Source organism: Micromonospora sp. Utrum1, from assembly GCF_057197805.1.
The window spans coordinates 5,660,062-5,679,661 of sequence record NZ_CM170071.1; the positions used below are offsets into that span (position 1 = coordinate 5,660,062).

General features: G+C 75.2%; 15 protein-coding genes. 4 read left to right on the plus strand and 11 right to left on the minus strand.

Annotated features, from left to right (window positions below; genetic code table 11):
• Positions 1-234: 234 nt before the first annotated feature.
• From AC0OLQ_RS26535 to AC0OLQ_RS26555, 5 genes are all read right to left on the minus strand, one after another.
• Positions 235-1,203: a sulfite exporter TauE/SafE family protein gene (locus tag AC0OLQ_RS26535; protein WP_484528533.1), complete on the minus strand. Its 969-nt coding sequence runs from the start codon at positions 1,201-1,203 to the stop codon at positions 235-237.
• A gap of 164 nt (positions 1,204-1,367) precedes the next feature.
• The gene (locus tag AC0OLQ_RS26540) at positions 1,368-1,838 is read right to left on the minus strand and encodes an RrF2 family transcriptional regulator (protein ID WP_484528534.1); all 471 of its coding nucleotides are present in this window, start codon (positions 1,836-1,838) and stop codon (positions 1,368-1,370) included.
• A 71-nt stretch (positions 1,839-1,909) separates the two neighbouring features.
• Positions 1,910-2,779, minus strand: coding sequence for an acyl-CoA thioesterase (locus tag AC0OLQ_RS26545; protein ID WP_484532438.1), 870 nt, complete (start codon positions 2,777-2,779; stop codon positions 1,910-1,912).
• A 70-nt stretch (positions 2,780-2,849) separates the two neighbouring features.
• A complete protein-coding gene (gene pyk / locus AC0OLQ_RS26550; protein WP_357343035.1) occupies positions 2,850-4,298 on the minus strand; it encodes a pyruvate kinase in 1,449 nt (482 codons plus the stop codon).
• A gap of 375 nt (positions 4,299-4,673) precedes the next feature.
• Positions 4,674-5,039, minus strand: coding sequence for a YciI family protein (locus AC0OLQ_RS26555; RefSeq protein WP_357343037.1), 366 nt, complete (start codon positions 5,037-5,039; stop codon positions 4,674-4,676).
• A 245-nt stretch (positions 5,040-5,284) separates the two neighbouring features.
• On the opposite strand from AC0OLQ_RS26555, the gene AC0OLQ_RS26560 reads away from it, so the two are divergent.
• Both AC0OLQ_RS26560 and AC0OLQ_RS26565 read left to right on the plus strand, forming a co-directional pair.
• Positions 5,285-6,151 (plus strand): aldo/keto reductase, encoded by an 867-nt coding sequence (locus AC0OLQ_RS26560; RefSeq protein WP_357343039.1) that lies wholly within the window; start codon positions 5,285-5,287, stop codon positions 6,149-6,151.
• A gap of 101 nt (positions 6,152-6,252) precedes the next feature.
• Entirely contained in the window at positions 6,253-7,845 is a 1,593-nt protein-coding gene (locus tag AC0OLQ_RS26565) for a GMC family oxidoreductase (RefSeq protein ID WP_484528535.1), read from the plus strand.
• Between the two features lie 50 nt (positions 7,846-7,895).
• On the opposite strand, the gene AC0OLQ_RS26570 is transcribed toward AC0OLQ_RS26565, so the two are convergent.
• From AC0OLQ_RS26570 to AC0OLQ_RS26585, 4 genes are all read right to left on the minus strand, one after another.
• Positions 7,896-8,711, minus strand: a complete 816-nt coding sequence (locus tag AC0OLQ_RS26570; protein WP_484528536.1) for a lipase family alpha/beta hydrolase — start codon at positions 8,709-8,711, stop codon at positions 7,896-7,898.
• A gap of 189 nt (positions 8,712-8,900) precedes the next feature.
• Complete coding sequence (locus tag AC0OLQ_RS26575) at positions 8,901-9,164, minus strand: DUF6244 family protein (RefSeq protein WP_484528537.1); 264 nt, start codon at positions 9,162-9,164, stop codon at positions 8,901-8,903.
• A gap of 76 nt (positions 9,165-9,240) precedes the next feature.
• Positions 9,241-10,071, minus strand: a complete 831-nt coding sequence (locus AC0OLQ_RS26580; RefSeq protein WP_484528538.1) for a hypothetical protein — start codon at positions 10,069-10,071, stop codon at positions 9,241-9,243.
• Positions 10,068-12,797: an FtsK/SpoIIIE domain-containing protein gene (locus AC0OLQ_RS26585; RefSeq protein WP_484528539.1), complete on the minus strand. Its 2,730-nt coding sequence runs from the start codon at positions 12,795-12,797 to the stop codon at positions 10,068-10,070. The genes AC0OLQ_RS26580 and AC0OLQ_RS26585 overlap by 4 nt, the downstream gene beginning before the upstream one ends.
• A gap of 192 nt (positions 12,798-12,989) precedes the next feature.
• Between AC0OLQ_RS26585 and AC0OLQ_RS26590 the strand changes: the two genes are divergently transcribed.
• Complete coding sequence (locus AC0OLQ_RS26590) at positions 12,990-14,411, plus strand: alkaline phosphatase PhoX (RefSeq protein ID WP_357343051.1); 1,422 nt, start codon at positions 12,990-12,992, stop codon at positions 14,409-14,411.
• Positions 14,412-14,461: 50 nt separating this feature from the next.
• Here the strand turns inward: AC0OLQ_RS26590 and AC0OLQ_RS26595 are convergent, their stop codons facing one another.
• A complete protein-coding gene (locus AC0OLQ_RS26595; protein ID WP_484528540.1) occupies positions 14,462-17,158 on the minus strand; it encodes a hypothetical protein in 2,697 nt (898 codons plus the stop codon).
• Positions 17,159-17,284: 126 nt separating this feature from the next.
• On the minus strand, positions 17,285-17,878 hold the full coding sequence (locus tag AC0OLQ_RS26600) for a TetR/AcrR family transcriptional regulator (RefSeq protein ID WP_484528541.1): 594 nt from the start codon (positions 17,876-17,878) through the stop codon (positions 17,285-17,287).
• 224 nt (positions 17,879-18,102) lie between these two features.
• Here AC0OLQ_RS26600 and AC0OLQ_RS26605 point away from each other — a divergent pair, with 224 nt between their 5' ends.
• A complete protein-coding gene (locus AC0OLQ_RS26605; protein WP_484528542.1) occupies positions 18,103-19,563 on the plus strand; it encodes an MFS transporter in 1,461 nt (486 codons plus the stop codon).
• Positions 19,564-19,600: the final 37 nt, after the last annotated feature.

Sequence of the window (19,600 nt, forward strand, 5' to 3'; positions counted from 1 at the left end):
GGGGGACGCCATCTATCGACGTCGGTAGTTCGGCTCCGCGCCCCGTCAGGGTAGGACAACGCTTTCCCGCCCCACAACCAAGTCCCATCCCGCCCTGTGCGCGCGCACCGAGCGTGCGGGGCCGACCTCCCCCGGCGATCTTGCAGTTGCTGCCCCGGCAGAAGGGGCGAAAGCCTCGGCACACGGGCACAAAGTGCAAGATCGCGAGTCGGAGAGGCCGGGTCGGCCCGGGCGTCAGCCCTCGACGGCGGCGGCGAGCCGGCGCGGCTCCTCCGGGGTGGGGGTGGCCGGGGTGATCGGGTCGGTGGTCTGCGCGGCGAGGGCGGCCTCGGCGGTGGCACGGGCCCGGCGGGTGCGGCGCAGCGCCCGGGTGGCCAGCACCAGGGCGACCAGCCAGCCGGCGCCGAGCACCGTGTAGGCCAGGGCCGGGACCGGGCCGCCCAGCTCGCCGACCCGCAGCAGGGTGCGGGTGTTGGTCAGCACGATCACCCCGCCGATGACGGCGCCGAGCAGTTGGGCGGGGACGATGCGGACCAGCCAGGCGGCGATCGGCGCGGCGATCAGGCCGCCGATCAGCAGCGCGGCCACAGTGGGCAGCAGGAAGCCCTCGGAGCCGAGGCCGATCAGGAAGCCGATGCTGGCCGCGCCGGCCACCAGGAACTCGGAGGTGTCCACCGAGCCGATCACCTTGCGCGGCTCCATCCGGCCCGAGACCAGCAGCGCCGGGGTGGCCACGGGGCCCCAGCCGCCCCCGCCGGTGGCGTCGACGAAGCCGGCGAACAGACCGAGCGGAGCCAGGAAGCGGCTGCGCAGCCGGCCGGCGGCCCGGTTGGCGCGCAGCGGCCGGGAGAAGCGGACCAGCAGGTAGGCGCCCAGGCTGAACAGGATGGCCGCCATCCACGGCGCGGCGGACTCGGTGGAGATCGAGCTGAGGAAGGTGGCGCCGGCGAACGCGCCGACCGCGCCGGGCAGTGCGATCCGACCGACCACCCGCCAGTCGACGTTGCCGAAGCGCCAGTGCGAGACACCGGCGGCGAGGGTGGTGCCGATCTCGGCCAGGTGCACCGAGGCGGACGCGGCGGCCGGCGCCACCCCGGCGAACAGCAGCAGCGTCGAGGAGGTCAGCCCGTACGCCATGCCGAGCGCGCCGTCGACCAGTTGCGCGGCGAGCCCGACGAGGGCGAGGACCAGCAGCTTGCGCACGAGCGCCCCCTGACTTTTCGGCATCTCCTATCGACTTGGTCGACAATGCGGCACGGCGGCGCTCCGGTCAAGTCCTCCATCCGGTTGATGGGACGCGCCGGACGGCCCGGCGGGGCGCGCGGGTCAGCCGCCGGTGCGACGCCGGCGGGCCGAGGATGGCGTGGTCAGCTCCAGGCGCTGGGGTCGGCGACCAGCTCGTTGACCCGGCCCGGCAGGTTGCCGCTGGCCACGTCGGCGATGGTGACCAGTTCGAGGATCTCCCGCTCGCTGGCCCGCAGCGCGATCCACACGTCCTGCAACGCGCGCGCCGCGCCCTGGTAGCCGAGCTGCTCCGGGCGCTGGCCGCGGACGTGCGCCAGCGGGCCGTCGATCACCCGGATCACCTCGGCGAGGGAGATCTCCGACGCCGGCCGGGCCAGCCAGTAGCCGCCCTCCGGGCCGCGCTGGGCGTGCACGATGCCGCCCCGGCGCAGCTGGAGCAGGATACTCTCCAGGAACTTCGGCGGGATGTCCTGGGCGCGGGCCATCTGCTCGGCGGTCACCGGCCGGCTCCGCCCGGCGGTCGCGCCGCCAGCGACCGAGGCCAGCTCGGCGGTCGCGCGGAGGGCGTAGTCGACCCGGGCGGAGAGGCGCATGGCGGCAAGGTTAGTCGCCTGGTCAGCCGCCCGGTTTCCCGACCCTCGGCCGAACGGTCACGGTTGCCCGGTCAGGCGCCGACCCGGCGCAGCAAACCCTCCTGCACGGCGCTGGCGATGTGCCGGCCGTCGGTGGTGAACATCCGGCCGGTGGCCAGGCCCCGGGCACCCGAGGCGGACGGGCTCCAGCAGTCGTAGAGGAACCACTCGTCGGCACGGAACGACCGGTGGAACCAGAGCGCGTGGTCGAGGCTGGCGCCCACCACTCCCCCGGGCCCCCACACCTCCCCGTGCACCGACAGCACCGAGTCCAGCAGGGTCAGGTCGGAGGCGTACGCGAGGGCGCAGGCGTGCAGCAGCGGGTCGTCGGGGAGCTTGCCGTCGAGGCGCATCCAGACCCGCTGGTGCGGCTCGGCGGGGCGGTCGCCGGGGCGTACCCAGCCGGGCTCGCCGACGTAGCGGACGTCGATCGGGCGCGGGATCTGGCCCCAGATGCCCAGCCGCTCCGGGTAGCGGGAGAGCCGGTCGGTCATGGTCGGGACCTCGTCCGGGGCGGGCACGTCCGGCGGGACCGGCGCGTGGTGGTCCAGCCCCTCCTCCTGCCGCTGGAACGAGGCCGACATGAAGAAGATCGGCTTGTCGTGCTGGAGCGCCACTGAGCGGCGCACCGAGAAGGAGCGGCCGTCCCGGACGTTCTCCACCTGGTATTCGATCGGCTCGACGGGGTCGCCGGGGCGGACGAAGTAGCCGTGCAGGGAGTGCACGAAGCGCTCCGGGTCGACGGTGCGCCCGGCGGCGACCAGGGCCTGGCCGGCGACCTGGCCGCCGTACACCCGCTGCGGGCCCACCGGCGGGCTGATCCCGCGGAAGGTCATCTCGCCGGTGTGGTCGAGGTCCAGCACCTCCAGGAGCTGGTCGACCGCGGCCTGGCCGGTCGCCACCGGACGCTCGGTCACTGGTTCACCTTCGTTCGCGACTGCGGGGCTCGCAGAACCGGCTCACTCCTCGCGCTCACTGCAAGGCCCGCGCGGAGGCGGCATCCACCAGCGAGCCCAGCTGGTGCACGCGCAGCGTGTTGGTGGAGCCGGGGGTGCCGGGCGGGCTGCCCGCCACGATCACCACGTAGTCGCCGGGGTTGGCCCGGTTGAGACCGAGCAGCGCCTGGTCGACCTGGCGGAACATGTCGTCGGTGTGCTCGACGAACGGCATCAGGAACGTCTCCACGCCCCAGGAGAGGGCGAGCTGGTTGCGCACCTCGGGCACCGGGGTGAAGGCCAGCAGCGGCAGGTCGCAGTGCAGCCGGGCGAGCCGCTTGACGGTGTCGCCGGTCTGCGAGAAGGCGACCATGGCCTTGGCGCCGATGGCCCGGGCGATCGAGGAGGCGGCGACGGTGAGCGCGCCACCGTGGGTACGCGGGTCGTGCTGCAGGCGCGGCACGCCGATCGAGCCGGCCTCGGTGGTGGTGATGATCTTCGCCATGGTGCTGACCGTGAGCACCGGATACTTGCCGACGCTGGTCTCGCCGGAGAGCATCAACGCATCCGCGCCGTCGAGCACCGCGTTGGCGACGTCGGAGGCCTCGGCGCGGGTGGGCCGCGAGTTCTCGATCATGGAGTCGAGCATCTGGGTGGCCACGATGACCGGTTTGGCGTTCTCCCGGCAGAGCTGCACGGCGCGCTTCTGCACCAACGGCACCTGGTCCAGGGGCAGCTCGACGCCGAGGTCGCCGCGGGCCACCATGACCCCGTCGAAGGCGAGCACGATCGCCTCCAGGTGGTCGACCGCCTCGGGCTTCTCGACCTTGGCCAGCACCGGGCGGAGCACGCCCTCCTCGACCATGATCGAGTGGACCAGCTTGATGTCCTCGGGCGAGCGGACGAACGAGAGCGCGATCAGATCGACGCCCAGGCCGAGGGCGAAGCGCAGGTCGTCGGCGTCCTTCTCCGACAGGGCCGGGACGCTGACCGCCACGTTCGGCAGCGAGACGCCCTTGTTGTTGGAGACCGGGCCGCCCTCGGTGACCAGGACCCGGATGTCGTTGCCGGTGACGTCGCTGACCTCGACCGCGACCCGGCCGTCGTCGATCAGCAGCCGGTCGCCCGGCTTCACCTCCTGCGGCAGCTTGCGGTAGGTGCAGGAGACGCGGTCCTTGGTGCCGAGGATGTCGTCGCCGGTGATGACCACCGAGTCGCCGGTGCGCCACTCGTACGGGCCGTCGGCGAACCGGCCGAGGCGGATCTTGGGGCCCTGGAGGTCGGCGAGCACCGCGACCGGCTGCCCGGCCGCCTCGGCGGCCTCCCGGACCAGCCGGTAGACGCTTTCGTGGTCCTCGTGACTGCCGTGGCTGAAGTTCAGCCTCGCCACGTTCATGCCCGCCTCGACCAGGCCCCGGATGCGCTCCGGGGACGAGGTGGCGGGGCCGAGTGTGCAGACGATCTTCGCGCGGCGTGTCACGCCCATCAGGCTAGTCTCTCCTCCGGGTCGACCTGCCGGCCGACCCCTTTCGGACTGCGGAACAGTTGTCCAACGACGCGCGATATCCCGCGCCGGCGGGCGGGGGTGGAACCGCACCGGGACGTCGTGTGTGGCGGGCATCGGCGACCGCGCGGCGGAAATCGTACCGCTCGCCGGCATTCCCCGACGCGGTGCTCCCGGGGCCTCCCGTCACGGAGGCGGGGCGGCGCGTCCACGGGAGCCGACGGCGGGGCGGGTGGCCCGCCGTCGCCGGCCGGCCACCCGCCAGCGGCGCCAGCCGGTCGCAGCCATGCTGTCGTCGGCCCGGATCGGGACGACGGTGCGCCGGCGGGCACGGTCGCGCCGGCCGGCCGGCGGGCGTCAGGTCTGCGTCTTGGCGAGCGGGAACTCCAGAGAGCCGGCCGGGCAGAGGAAGGTGAGCACCTCGACCCGGTAGAGCCCGGCCTGCACCGCCGGGTCGGCCTCCATCACGCTGCGGACGTCGTCGACGGAGCCGGTGCGGGCCAGGCCGAAGCCGATCGGCGGGTCCGGCTCGCGGGCCGGGCCGTCCACCGAGCCGTCGACCAGCACGATGCCCTTCCGTTGCAGCGCCTGGACGTGCCGCAGGTGCTCGGCCTGGAGCCGTTGCACGGTCTCCTCCGGCAGGGCACGGCCCGACGGTCCCGGGTAGAGCACGATGCACTCGTACGTGTCGAGCGCGAAGTCGAGCCGTGGCGTCGCGGCCATGCGCACCTCCAGACCACCGTCCCGCCCAGCGTCGCACGGCGGTCGCCGCCGCCGGGGTCGCTCGCCGCAACTGCCCCGGCCCGCCGGCCGGGTTGCCGACCCACTGGGCCGTTCGTCCGCCGCGACGGGGGCGACGGGCTCGGCGCGGAAACGCCCGACCTGGGACGTTGACGACGGCGATTCACGGGAAAGACTTCCGGTCGGGGCGGTGACGTCCGCCGACGACGACGCACAGGAGGACAGCCATGGTGACCAGCACCGGGCCCGCGAAGGCCTCGGGCACCTATCGGATCGGCGGCGACCTGCAGGTCGACCGACTGGGATACGGGGCCATGCAGCTCACCGGCCCCGGGGTCTGGGGTGATCCGAAGGACCCGGCCGAGGCGGTGCGGGTGCTGCGCCGGGCGTACGAGCTGGGCGTGACCTTCATCGACACCGCCGACTCCTACGGCCCCTTCGTCAGTGAGCTGCTGATCAAGGAGGCGCTGCACCCGTACGCCGAGGACCTGGTCATCGCGACCAAGGCCGGGCTGACCCGCTCCGGCCCGGGCGACTGGCGGCCGGTGGGCCGCCCCGAGTACCTGCGCCAGCAGTGCGAGCTGAGCCTGCGCCACCTGGGCCTGGACTGCATCCCGCTCTACCAGCTGCACCGGATCGACGCGAAGGTGCCGCTGGCGGACCAGCTCGGCGAACTGGCGCTGCTCCAGCAGGAGGGGAAGGTGCGGCACATCGGCCTCTCCGAGGTGACCGTCGAGCAGATCGAGGCCGCCCGGCAGATCGCCCCGGTGGTCTCGGTGCAGAACCTCTACAACCTCGCCGACCGCAGCGCGGAGGACGTGCTGGACCACTGCGAGCGCAACGACCTGGCGTTCATCCCCTGGTTCCCGATCGCCACCGGCAACCTGGCCCGGCCGGGCGGTCCGCTCGACGCGATCTCCACCGAGCACGGCGCGACGCCCGCGCAGCTCGCCCTCGCCTGGCTGTTGCGCCGGTCGCCGGTCATGCTCCCCATTCCGGGTACGTCCTCCGTGGCGCACCTGGAGGAGAACGTCGCCGCGGCCGAGGTGCGGCTCAGCGACGACGAGTTCGAGGCGCTCGCCAAGGCTGCCTGAGCCGCCCACCACAACCTGACCGCGCAGCCCTTTCCGAAGCGTGATCGAGTCGCTACCGTCAGAAGGATTCTCACGCCCGGGACAAGGTGGGGGTGGCCGGAGTGGACGGTTTCGACTACGTCATCGTCGGCGCCGGCGCGGCGGGGTGCGTGCTGGCCAACCGGCTCACCGAGGACCCGGGCACCCGGGTGCTGCTGATCGAGGCGGGCGGCTGGGACCGCAGTCCCTTCGTTCGCGTGCCCAAGGCGTTCTCCCGGCTGATGGACGACCCGCGCACCGCCTGGCACTACCCGGCGACCACCGCGCCGGGGCGGCAGGAGACCTGGCAGCGCGGCCGGATGGTCGGCGGCTCGACCTCGATCAACGGTATGATCTGGAGCCGCGGCGCGGCACCGGACTGGGACACGCTGGCGCACCTCGGCTGGGGCTGGTCCACCATGCGGCCGATCTTCCAGCGGTTGGAGGACCACCCGTTGGGCGCCTCAGCGCACCGGGGCGCCGGCGGCCCGCTGCGCCTGTCCGTCGCCACCGGCACCGACCCGCTCTGCGAGGAGATGCTCGAGACCGGGGCGGAGCTGGGCTGGCGCCGGGTCGACGACCTCGACGCCGACGACGGCGAGCGGATCGGCTACGCCACGGCCACCATCCACGCCGGACGCCGGGTCAGCGCCGCCGACGCCTTCCTGCATCCGGTACGGGACCGGCCGAACCTGACCGTCGCGGTCGACACCGTCGCGCTGCGCGTGCTGGTCGAGGACGGCCGGGCGGTCGGCGTACGGGTCGCGCACCGCGGCCGGGAGGTCGACCACCGGGCCGAGGCCGAGGTGATCCTCGCGGCGGGCGCCCTCGCCACCCCGCAACTGCTGCAGGTCTCCGGCATCGGGCCGGCCGACACCCTGCGCTCCGCCGACGTCCCGGTGCTGCTCGACCGGCCCCGCGTGGGGGCGGGCCTGCGGGAGCACCGGTCGATGGCCCTGCAGTACCGGCTCGTCGAGCCGGGCGGCTACAACCCCCGGCTCGCCAGCTCGCTGGGGCAGGCCCGCGCCGCCGTGCACTACCTGTTCACGCGCCGTGGCCCACTGGCCCTGCCGGTGATGGACGTCGCGGCCCACGTCAGGTCCCGTCCGGAGCTGGACCGGCCGGACGCCCACCTGCTGATGGCGCCCTTCTCGGCGGCCCCACCGCGCCCCGGCCGCGCCTTGGAGCTGGAGCGGGAGCCGGGCCTGCTGTGCCTCGGCACGGTGACCCGCCCGGACAGCGAGGGCCGCCTCGCCATCACCGGCCCCGACCCCCGCACCCCGCCCGCGATCGTGGCGAACTACTTCGCCACCGCGCACGACCGCCGGGTCGCGGTGGAAACGTTCCGCCGGATGCGGGAGCTGTTCGCCACCGGGCCGATCGCCAAGCGGATCGCGGCGGAGACCCTGCCCGGGCCGGCGGTCCAGACCGACGAGGAGATCATCGAGGCCGCCCTGGCGCACGGCTACAGCGGCTACCACGCCATCGGCACCTGCGCCATGGGCCCGGACGACGAGCACGTCGTCGACCCCCGGCTCCGGGTGCGCGGGGTGACCGGGCTGCGGGTGGTCGACGCGTCGGTGCTGCCGGTGATGGTGTCGGGCTGGACCAGCGCGCCGGTGACCGCGCTGGCCTGGCGGGCCGCCGACCTGATCCGGGGCGGCGCCACCACGTGACGGACGGGCTCGACGGCCGCGGGGTGCGACCGTCGAGCCCGCTCGCGGTCTCAGATCGCGAAGCAGTTGGGCCGGATCGCGGCGTCGGCGAGCACCTGCCGCACCACCGTGTAGGTGGTCCCGTCGAGGACCAAGCCGAGGTGGCCGACGATCCGCAGCGGGCACCACGCCTGGACCAGGACGTTGGTGGCGCCGTCGGCGAGGGCGGCGTTGTCGACCGGCCGGACCAGCTCGTCCTGCCAGGTGCGGACGGTTGTCCAGCGGACCGCGCCCGGGGTGTCGTCGCCGCCGTTGAGGTCGGTGAGGAGGCTGGACCCGATGGACATCTGCTGGCAGGCGACGATGCCCGCGCAGCTGCCCAGCCCGAGGAAGTTGATGATGTTGGCGACGTAGGTGCCCTGCTGCGGGCTGCCGAGGCTGACGTAGTGGTCGACCTTGCCGGCGCCGCCGAGGAACTTGACGTACCAGCGGGAGACCAGGCCGCCCTCGGAGTGGGTGACCAGGTCCACCTTGGCCGCCCCGGTGGCGGCGCGGACCCGGTCCACGTAGGACGACAGGGCGCGGGCGGACTCGCGGATGTCGCCGAAGCCGAGGTTCGGCAACTGGTAGATGGAGACCCGGTAGCCGTCGTCGCGCAGCCGGGCGGCGATCGGCTCGTAGGCGATGGAGATTCCGATCAGGCCGCCGACCACGATGACCGGGTCGGCGCCGGCGAGGCCGGTCGCCTCGGCCGTGGCGGCCTCGGCGGTGCGGGTGGCGCCCGCGGTGGTGGCGGTTTCGGTGGTGGGCTCGGCGTGGGCGGCGGTGGCCGGGACGAGCAGGGCGGTGACGGCGGCGGTGGCGGCCAGGATCGTTCGGAGCAGCATGGGCTGCACCTCCGGTGGGAGGCCCCGGGTGAGCCGGGAGGGACGGTGGGGGATCCGATCGATCGTGGAAACGATGATGCGTGTCCGATTTCACACACGTCAATGGAAAGTTACGCGCCGGTAACCCGTTGTCGCGCGGGAGGCACAAACCGGCCAATCACCCTGCGGTCCCTTTCGGTCCCGCGCGGGTCAGCTGCCGAGGGCCTGGACCTTGGCGATGGTCTCCTGGAGGTGCTGGCGGGCCGGCTCCCCGCCCTGGGCGGCCTGGGTGAGCGCCTGCCGGTAGGCGTCGATGACGCCGATCAGCGGTCCGGCGGCCACGCCCTCCAGGGCGCCGGCGACCAGTGCCCGGGCCTCGGCGGCGTCCTGCGCCGCGGCGGCCGTCCGGGCCTTCGCCTCGTCCAGCTTCTGGGCCGCTGCCGCCAGCCTCGCGATGATCTGCGCCGCGCTCACGCGCCCTCCCCTGCTCGCCTGCCCCGCAGCCTACGTGACGCCCGCGCGCCGACCCGGCCCGTGAACCACGCGCCGCTCAGCCCAGCAGCCGGAACACCACCAGGTAGAGGCAGAACAGCGACGGGGCGACCAGCGCGCAGATCACGAAGCCGAGCGGCACGTACCGCCCCGACGGGGTCTCGCCGCCGATCACCGGGCGGCCCCAGCGCCCGAGCACCAGGTGCCCGGCCAGAAAGGACAGCAGCGGGACGCCGGCGCACGAGACGGCGGCCACCAGATCGAGCCCGGTGGCCGGCAGCGGCGAGCCGATCAGCGCCACCAGCATGAGCAGGGAGCCGGCCAGCGCGCAGGCCGCGTAGACGGCGACCGCCCGGGCCGGCGCCGACCAGGTGGGCAGCAGCACGGGCCGCTGCGCCAGGGCCTCGGCCTGCTGCCCGTGCCGGTCGGCCTCGTCGGCCAGCTGCCCGGCCGCGGCCAGCTCCGTCGCCGGGTCACCCACCCGGGGCCCCGGCAGCGTCCCATCCTGATAAGCCCCGACCCCCGGCCGCCCCGGCGCGGCGGCTGCGCCGCCGGTCGCCCCGGCCCCGGTTCCGGGCTTCTCCGCGCCGGGCGGCACCGGCGCGGCCGATCCCGCCACGGGTGCGGCCGATCCCGCCGCCGGCGGGGCGCCGACCGGAATCGCCGGCGCGTTCGGAGCCTCGGCCGGGACCGACCGCATCGGCAGGTCGATGGCCTGGCCGAGCTGGTCGAGGCGCTGCCCCTGGGCGGCGAGGCGCCGGCCGAGCTGGTCGACGGTGGACTGGAGGGTGCGCCGCCGTTCCGCCTCGGCGGCGACCGCCCGCTCCCCGCCCCGCTGCCGGGTGGAAAGCTCCCGGAGCAGGGCCGCGTACTCGTCGAAGCCGCTCACGACTCGTCTCCGTCGCCGACGAAGGGCACGATCAGGGCGGTGCGGTGCTCCTGCCGGTCGACCAGCAGGGCCCGGCCGTCGCGCGGGGCGTACGCGAGGTCGTGCGCGCCGAGGTGGAGCCCGAGGTCGGCGGCGGGCACGTTCAGCGCGACCAGGCAGGCCACGTCGTCGCGGTTCTGGCTGCCGCCGAGGTCCTCGGCGAGCCGGCGCAGCCCGCGCCACCAGCCGAGCAGGTGCACCCCGTGCCCGGGTCCCTGGCGCAGCACGGCCCGCAGGTCGTCGTGTCCGGAACGGAACGTCTCCGGATCGGTCGCGGCGAGCGCCCCGGCGGCGGCGTCCATTCCGAACACCACCAGGTAGGTCCGCGCGGGGGTGGCGGCCGGCCCGGCCGGTCCGGTCCGGTGGTCGCCGGCTCCGGGGCGAGCGGGCGCGGCGGGGCCGGCTGACACGGCGGGGACAGCGGGCGCGGTGGGGACAGCGGGCGCGGTGGGCACAGCGGGCGCGGCGGGGACAGCGGGCGCGGCGGAGGCGGCGGACGCAGCGGGCTCTGCGGCCAGCTCGGCGAGGTGGGCGCGCAGTGCCGCCGCGTCGAGGCGGCGGACCGGGTGGCCGGCGGCGGCCAGCGTCATCGCCAGGTCGTCGGCGGTCTCGGTGGTCCCGGGCGCCAGCGGCGCGAACAGGAAGCGGGCCGTGCCGGGGGCGTGCTGCCGGGCCAGGCTCCGGGTGGCCGACCGGAGCACGTCCACGCCGGCCACGGCGGTGCCCACCACGGCCAGGTGCCGGCCGGGGCTGGCGTCGAGACGGAACCCGGCGGGGCTGCCCGCCACGTCGACGGTGCGGCCGACCAGGGCGAGCGGCGGCTCGGCCCCCGGCGCCAGGTCGAGCCAGGTGGGGTCGTCGGCGAGCCGTGGGCTCTCGTATCCCCGGAAGACGGCGGGTGGGTGGGCGCCGGCGGGCCGGGCGGCGAACAGCTCGTGGCGCAGGGCGGCGAGGTCCGCCGCGGCGGCGTGCGCGTCGGGGAAGCGGACCAGGGTGTCCGCGCCGGCCGTGCCCCCGGCGGTGTTGACCACTGCCGTGCCCACGACCAGCGTCTTCGCGGCGTCGTTGAGGGGGTCGAGCACGCCGCCCCCGCCGGGCAGCGCGACCCGGAGCGGGAACTGGCCGAAGATCGCCTCGGCCCGCCCGTAGAGGGCCTCGATGCCGGTGGTGCTCTGGCTGGCCAGCACCAGGTGCAGGCCGTAGGAGCGACCCTTGCGGGCCAGCTCCTCGATCAGGTCGACGGCCTGCCGGGCGAGCGGGTCGTTGCCGGCGAACAGGACGTGGAACTCGTCGACCACGGTGACGATCCGGGGCGGCCGGGCGTTCGGCGGCAGGTCGGCGAGCTTGCTGACGCCGTGCCGCTTGAGCAGGTCGGCCCGGCGGGTCAGTTCGGCGCGCAGCTCGCGCAGCACGGCCACGCCGTACTCGCGGTCGGACTCGATGCCGACGGCGCGGGCGTGCGGCAGCCAGGACGGGTCCCGCTCGGTGGGCACGAACTCGGTGAAGCTGACGCCCTCCTTGAAGTCGAGCAGGAGGAGCTGGAGTTCGGCCGGCGAGTAGCGGGCGGCCAGCCCGTAGAGCACGTCGAGCAGGAACACGGTCTTGCCGGCGCCGGTGCGCCCGCCGACCAGCCAGTGCGGGGTGGCGTCGTCGAAGGCCACGGTGACCGGTTCCCGGCCGGCGGCGCTGGGCGCGGTGTCGGGCGCGCCGAGCGGGAGTTGGCGCACGGCGCGGCCCAGCACGGTACGCAGCCCGGCGCCGGACGACTCGGCCCAGCACCGGGCCGGCAGCAGGTCGGCGAAGGTGACCGCGGTGGCGAGCCGGGCGGTCTCGGCGAGCCGCCGGGCCAGCCCCGTCACGGTGGCGTGGGACGGGTCGCCGTCGAGCAGCACCGGGGCGGCCAGCCCGCTGCCGTCGGTGCTGAACGGGCGGCCGGGCGGGTCGCCGACCAGGGCGTACCGCTCGTTGAGCCGGAGCTGGGTGGTGGCGCCGAGCGGCGGGGCCTCGCCCGGCCCGGCCGCCGGGTGACCGGCCAGCAGCACGCAGACCGCCGCGGCCGGCCCGGCGTGGGTGAGCGCGGCGAGCCGGGCCAGCTCGCGCGGCGGCGGGGCGGATGCGGCCACCACCAGCAGCAGCTCCCGGTCCTCGGGCGCGGCCAGCTGGGCGGTGCGGGCGTGCCGTTCCGCCGCGTCCAGCAGGGCGATCGTCTCCGCGACGGTGGTGGCGGCCGGGCCGAGCACGCCGGCGTCCAGCAGTGGGCGCAGCGGCAGGAACGCGGCGCCGAACGCGGCCGGGTCGATGCCGGCCACCCGGACCGTGCCGGCCGGCGCGGCGGCGAGCAGCCGCACCACCAGGGACCGCAGCAGCTCGCCGACCCGGGGATCGCGGGCGTCGGTGTCGATCGCGAGGTGGGCGCCCGCGCCCAGCGGCACCAGCACCGGGAAACCGCCGTCCACGGTGGTCGCCTCGCCGAGGCGTACCGGAACGGGGTGGGTGGCGGCGCGGGCGGTGCCGGGCACCGGGGCGGCCAGCTCCCCGCCGAGCCGGGCCAGCCGGGCGACCAGCTCGGGGCTGCCGACGGGCGCCGGGCCGGCGGCGGCCAGCGCCCGCCGGGCGGCCTCCCAGCGGCGCAGGGCCTCCCGGTGCAGGGCGACCGCCTGCCGGTACGCCGTCGCGAGCCTGCCCACCGTCCGCCCTCCGACGCCGCCTTACCTGATCGAGGGGAACCCTAACGGACGCGCGCGGGCCCGGCACAGTACGCGACGCGCACCCGACGTTGGTCCACTGTTCATCCCCCGGTGGCCGTTCCCGCCGGACGCCGTTCCCCCGGCCCGACTTGCCTCTGCCCTGAGCACCGATGTGAACAGGAAGGCAATGACGTGACCTCCTCCCCCATCTCCCGGCGCGCCCTGCTGCACGGCGGCGCGGCCGCCGGTCTCGGCATCGTGGTGGCCGGCAACCTGGACGCCATCGCCGGCCCGGCGGCGGCCCGGGCGGCGACCCGTCCGGCGGTCGGCTACGGCGACCTCGTCCCGGACCCGGCCGGCCTGCTGGCCCTGCCGCCCGGCTTCTCCTACACCATCGTCGCCCAGGCGGGCGTGACCCTGCTGGAGTCCGGGCAGGCCACCCCGAGCGACGCGGACGGCACCGGCTGCTTCCTCGGCCCCAACGGGTCGGTGCTGGTGAACAACCACGAGATCGGCGGCGGCGAGCCGTTCCCGGTGCCGGCGCTGGCCGGGCTGACCTACGACCCGGGCGCCCGCGGCGGCACCACCACCATCGAGGTGGACCAGCGCGGGCGGCGGCTGCGCGAGTACGTCAGCGTGGCCGGCACGCACAACAACTGCGCCGGCGGCATCACCCCGTGGGGCACCTGGCTGACCTGCGAGGAGACCGAGCAGAAGGCCGGCGGGCAGTACCTCAAGGACCACGGGTACGTCTTCGAGGTGGACCCGCACGACCGGGCCGCCAACCAGAACCCGGTGGCGCTGAAGTTCCTGGGCCGCTACTCGCACGAGGCGGTCGCGGTGGACCCGTACACCCACGCGATCTACCTGACCGAGGACGCGGGCGGCCCGAACGGCCTCTACTTCCGCTGGACGCCGCCGGCCGGGTTCCGCGCCGGCAAGGGGGCGCTGCGGGCGCTCGCCGAGCGGCCGGACGGCGCCACCGCCGGCCGCCTCCAGGCGATGAACTGCTTCCGGGGCAGCCAGCACGTGGCCGACCTCTCCGAGGCCACCACCCCGGGCACCCGCTACAAGGTCGAGTGGGTGGACGTGCCGGACCGGGACGCCCGGACGGTCTCGGTGCGCAAGCAGTTCACCGACGCCGAGGTGACCCGCAGCCGCAAGCTGGAGGGCGCCTGGTGGGCCGACGGCGGCGCGTACTTCGTGGCCAGCTTCGCCCGGCTCGACGACGGCAGCGCCCACGAGCACGACGGCCAGGTCTGGTTCTACGACCCGCGCACCGAGACCGTGACGCTGAAGACCATCTTCGGGGTGAACCCGGACCCGGCGGCGGACAACGGCAACTACGACGGGCCGGACAACATCACGGTCTCCCCGTACGGCGGGGTGATCCTGGCCGAGGACGGCGAGGGCGTGTCGCACCTGGTCGGGGTGACCGAGCAGGGCAAGGCGTACCCGCTGGCCCGCAACGAGCTCAACGACAGCGAGTTCACCGGCCCGACGTTCAGCGCGGACGGGAAGATCTTGTTCGCCAACATCCAGTCCCCGGGCTACGTCTTCGCGATCACCGGCCCGTGGGGCCGGCCGAGCAACGCGGACGTCGACGCGTCCTGACCCGACGGTGACGGCCGGCGGCGCCTCGGGGGCCGCCGGCCGTCGCCGCGTCAGCGGGGGCGGCAGCCCGGGTCCGGACCGCCGTCGGCCACCCCGCAGGCGAACACCTCGACCGGCGCGGCGGCGACGTCGGGCACCCGGGCCACGGTGAGCAGCGCCAGCCGCTTGGCGACCGGCTCACCGGAGTCCGGGGCGTACCGGATCAGCCCGCCGACCCCCGGGTAGCCGCCGGCGGCGTTCTGCCGCAGCACCTCGGCGTGCACTCCGACCGGGTTGACCGCGCGGGGGTCCCAGCGCCGGCCGGTGTCGGCGTGCCGCAGCCGGGCGGCGAGGCTCTCCAGCGCGCGCACCACCATCATCGAGGCGTCGTAGGCGAGGCTGACCCGCTCGCCGACGGGCGGGCCGGCGCCGTCCCGGCAGCGCGGCGGGTCGAGCAGGTCGTCCGCGCCGATCCAGGTGAGGAAGCTGCCCCGGGCGTCGTCCCGCCGGGCCTGGGCGGCCCGCAGCGCGGCGCAGGTGGCCAGGGCGGCCTTCGACACGTACGTCACCGGCAGGTTGCCGGGGGCGCTGGCCCGCAGCCCCGGGTTGGCCATGTAGCGGTTCACCGAGTCGTCGGCGACCAGGTGGCGGGGCGGGTCGGCGCCGCACTCCTTGAGCGCCCGCAGGAACCCGTCGAACTCCGACCAGCGCCCGGCGAAGAAGAGCATCCCGCGGTAGCCGCACTCCTGGGTCATCCGCCGCCCGCTGCGCCACTCGTCGAGCCGGGTGAGCCGGCTGCCGAACCGCTCCCGCAGCCCGTCGACCAGGGTGGCGACGTAGAGGTCCTCGTCCAGCGAGCTGCCCTCGCCGGTGGTCCAGTAGACGTGCGCCTCCCCTACCCGCAGCACCTGCCGGGCGTACGTCTCGACCATCCGGGCCTGCTCCCGGTTGGGCGCCGACATGGCCAGGTAGAGGCTGGAGTTGGCGTCCATCCGGTCGGCCGACAGGGTGGGCGCGAGCACCGGCAGGCCGACCCGGTTGAGCTCGCGCAGCGCCGACGCCGTGCTGCTGCGGCTGTCCACCAGCCCCACCACGCCGAGCACCGTCGGGTCGTCCCGGGCCAGCCCCTCCAGCAGCCGCACCGCCGCACCGGCGTGCCGCATCTGCCGGCCGGCGTTGGCGACCACGATGTGCAGCAGCGCCGCGTCGTCCGCCGCCGCCGACTCCTTGAGCAGCGCGTACTGGGCGGTCGCCATGCCCTCCAGTTCCTCGCGCTCGGAGACGTAGGACTCCTCGTCCGCCCGGGTGCGGTTGCCGGTGAGGCTGCCCAGGTAGACCAGGGTCAGGTAGGGCCGGCGGTGGTCACTGCGCGACCACACCTCCTCGGCGGCGCGGTTCTGCGCGAAGATCCGCCGCTGCACCGCCCGCAGCCGGTCCTGCCCGGGCTCGCTGTTGAACACCTGGCCGGCGGTGTCGCTGTAGCCGACGCACTCGCCGCCGACGAGCCGCACGCTCACCCGGTCTCCCGGCCACGGGCGGCAGTCCGGGGCCCACCGCCCGGTGGCCCACACGGCCACCCCGGCCAGCAGCACCAGGGCCACCGCGGCCGGCAGGAACCGCCGCGACCACCAGGGCGGGTCCGGAGCGACCAGCGCCGGCGGGGCGACCCCCACCGGGGCGGCGAGGTCGTCGCCGTCGATCCGCAGCACCACGAGCCAGGCGCCGGCGCGGCGCAGCCGCCGGATCTCCGGCAGGGCGTCGGCCCACTCCTCGTACGCCTCCTCGGCCTGGGCCACCGGGCGGGTCGCGGCCGGCTCCGGCGGCGGGCCGGCGGCGACCGCCACCACCAGCAGCGGGTCGTTGCGGCCGGTCTCGTTGCGCACCTCGTCGAGCAGCCGGACCAGGGTGTGCCCGACGTTGTCCGGGCTCACCCCGTCGAGCAGCAGCACCGGGTACGCGGTGCGCCGCCAGTCACCCGGCCGCCAGAACCGCCGCCGGTACGCCTGCCGCAGGTCCTCCAGGAAGGCGTGCAGCAGCAGCTTCTCCACCTGCGCCGGGTGCTCGCCGTCGCGCCAGCCGGCGGTGAGCCGCTCGGCGAAGCCGAGGAACGTCACCGACTGCCGGGGCGCCAGGTACTGCTGCCGCATGAACCAGCGGTACTGCCGCCCGAACACCGGCACCCGGCCGGAGACGGCGATCCGGAAGACCACGCTCGGCATCGCGCGGCGCAGCAGCCAGAGCAGCACCTGGAGCGCGGTGCCGACGGCGGAGCCGCCGCCCACCTGGGGATCGTCACCGGCCCGCCGGCCCCGCCAGTCGCGTAGCCGGCGAACCAGCGCGGCCCGGCCGCTGTCCGCGGCGTCCATGCCGACGGCCAGGGTCTGGTGCATCAGCCAGTCGGCCAGCGGGTAGTGCCGGAACCGCAGCCGGGCGGCCCCGAAGGCCTCCACGGAGAGCTGCCGGTGCAGTTCGCGCAGCACCCCCGCGACGTCGTCGGGCCCGGGCCGGGCGGCGGCGTCGCGCGCGGGTCGGGCGGCCAGGTCCAGCACGGCGTGCGGTACGCGGCGCCGGGCGCCCTGGCCGACGAAGCGGCGCAGCAGGGCGCCCACCGCGCCGGCCCCGGCCGGGCTGACCAGCCAGAGCAGCGGCAGCCGCCGGTCGCCGTGGCGGGGTCGCCGGAGCAGCCGGGCCAGCAGGGAGAGCAGTTCGGGACCGCCTGCCGGAAGCTTCTCCCGGGCGGGCCGGGACCGGGTCGCCGGTTCGCGCATCGTCACCTCCGGGCCACGACGGGTGTCGCACCATTGTCGACACCCGGCGCAACGCCCGCGACCCCTATGGTCCCTGGTGGAATCCGCCGGCCGGCAACGGTCAGCCGACCGCGGCCGGCGGGAGCGTCAGCGGTCCGTCGCCGGGGGGCGCAGGCCGTCCAGGGCGATGGCCAGCACCCGGTCGCGCTGGGCCGGCTCGGGGAACTGGTACGCCATGATGCCGCTGACCAGCCGCACCACGTCGTCGAAGCTGGCGTCCGGCCGGGCCGCGCCGGCCTCCTGGGCGCGGCGCAGCAACGGTTCGCCCGCGGCGTAGATCTCGGTGCGGCAGCTGCGGAACACCTCCGAGTCGTGCACCAGCTCCTCGGCGAGGGCCCGCTTGGTGCCGACGTAGGCGACGAACCGGTGCAGCCAGGCGACCAGGGCGTCCCACGCGGGCAGGTCCGCCAGGTCGGTGGCCGACGCGCTGAGCGCGCGCACCTCCTCGACGTAGACCGCCTCGAACAGGTCCCGGCGCTTCGGGAAGTTCCGGTAGAGCGTCCCGATGCCGACCCCGGCCCGCCGGGCGATCTCCTCCAGCGACGCGCCGGCGCCGCACTCGCCGAACACCTCCCGGGCGGCGGCGATCAGCGCGTCGTAGTTCCGCCGGGCATCGGCCCGTTTCGGGCGGCGCGCGAAGACCTCCCCGAGCTGGTCGCCGCTGGCCATGACGCGCGTCACCCCTTTCGTCTTGCAAACGGAGGCACCCCTCCGCTACGTTAGTGGAGGCATCCCTCCGGAACTGACCGGAGCCTTGCCTCCGGATACCTTACTCCGGCCTTCCCGCCCGATCCCAGCCGGCGCGATCGGCGAACCAGACACCGGACCCCGGGAGGTCCCCCATGCCCGCAACCCGCTGAGACACCCCAGCCCCAATACCTCGTACGTGAACGGGAGCCTTCTCCGTGATCGACACCGTCCGGCGCGACTCGCGCCGGTTGACCTTCCTCGTCCTCGCGGCCGGCGCCGGCTTCTTCGCGATGCTCCAGTCGCTGATCACCCCGGTGCTGCCCACGATCCAGCAGGACCTGCACACCTCACAGAACACCGTGACCTGGGTGCTGACCGCCTACCTGCTCTCCGCGTCGATCTTCACCCCGGTCCTGGGCCGGGTCGGCGACATGGTCGGCAAGGAGCGGACCCTGGTCGTCTCCCTCGCCGCGCTCGCGCTGGGCTGCCTGCTGGCGGCCGTCGCGCCCAACATCGGCATGCTCATCGTCGCCCGGGTCGTCCAGGGCATCGGCGGCGCCGTCTTCCCGCTCTCGTTCGGCATCATCCGCGACGAGTTCCCCGCCGCCCGGGTGAGCTCGGCCGTCGCGGCGATCTCGGCGATCGTCGCGGCCGGCGGCGGCCTCGGCGTCGTGCTGGCCGGGCCGATCGTCGCCACCCTGGGCTACCGCTGGCTGTTCTGGATCCCGATGGTCGTCGTCGGCCTCACCGCGCTCGCGGCGCACCGGTTCGTGCCGGAGTCGCCGGTGCGTACCCCGGGCCGGATCAGCTGGGCGGCCACGCTGCTCCTCTCCAGCTGGCTGGTGGCGCTGCTGCTGCCGGTCAGCAAAGGCGCCACGTGGGGCTGGACGTCCGGCCGGGTGATCGGCCTGCTGGCGCTCGCCGGCGTGCTCCTGGCCGGCTGGCTGGTGGCCGAGACCCGCTCGGCGAACCCGCTCATCGACATGCGGATGATGCGCCTGCCGGCGGTCTGGACGACCAACCTGGTCGCCCTGCTCTACGGCGCGTCGATGTTCTCCGTCTACGCCTTCCTGCCGCAGTTCGTGCAGATCCCCACCAGCGCCGGGTACGGCTTCGGCGCCAGCGTCACCCAGGCCGGGCTGCTCATGCTGCCCATGCTGGTCGGCATGTTCGTGGCCGGCCTCGTCGCCGGCCGGCTGGCGTCCCGGTTCAGCGCCAAGGCGCAGCTCTCCACCGGCGCCGTGTTCAACGTGCTCGCCGCGGCGATGCTGACCGTCGCGCACGACACCCGCTGGGAGATCGGCGTGGCCGGCGGCCTGGTGGGCGTCGGCATCGGGCTGGCCTTCGCCTCGATGGCCAACATCATCGTGGCCAGCGTGCCGGCCCGCCAGACCGGCGTGGCGACCGGCATGAACGCCAACATCCGCACCATCGGCGGCGCGATCGGCGCCGCGGTGGCCAGCAGCGTGATCACCGCCCACCCGCAGGCGAGCGGACTGCCCCGGGAGGCCGGCTTCACCATGGGCTTCCTGCTGCTCACCGGCATCTCGCTGGCGGCCGCGCTGGCCGCGCTGGCCGTTCCCTCCGGCCGCCGGGCGGCGCGCGGACGGCGCGGCGAGCCGTCGGTGCGGAGCATCGAGCCGGAGCTGACCGGCGAACTGGTGACGGCGCGCTGATCGGGCCGGAACCCGGGACCGCAGCGTCCCGGGCTCC